This is a genomic window from Acinetobacter sp. 5862 (assembly GCF_024494585.1).
In the GTDB taxonomy this organism is placed as follows: domain Bacteria; phylum Pseudomonadota; class Gammaproteobacteria; order Pseudomonadales; family Moraxellaceae; genus Acinetobacter.
In genome coordinates this window covers 1-270 of record NZ_JANHGP010000113.1, presented here as the reverse complement: position 1 = coordinate 270, position 270 = coordinate 1, and the positions used below count along the sequence as shown (strand labels likewise).

Annotated in this window: 1 tRNA gene; it reads left to right on the top strand. The window is 44.4% G+C overall.

Features of this window, described 5'->3' with window-relative positions:
* Positions 1 to 194 precede the first annotated feature (194 nt).
* Positions 195 to 268 (top strand) — tRNA-Ile (locus tag NO346_RS14755).
* Positions 269 to 270: the final 2 nt, after the last annotated feature.

Below are 270 nucleotides of genomic sequence, written 5' to 3'. Positions count from 1 at the left end.
AGGGGAACCTGCGGCTGGATCACCTCCTTAACGAAAGATTGACGATCGGTAAGAATCCACAACAAGTTGTTCTTCGAGATATGTCTTTGAAGATTTAGAGTCAAGCTTTTAAAAAAGAGCGAGAGTCAAACACTACGCACAGCGAAGCTGTTTGTCTTGCGAAACTTTTAAAGCGAAGCTTTAAAACTTTCTCAGGGTCTGTAGCTCAGTTGGTTAGAGCACACGCTTGATAAGCGTGGGGTCACAAGTTCAAGTCTTGTCAGACCCACC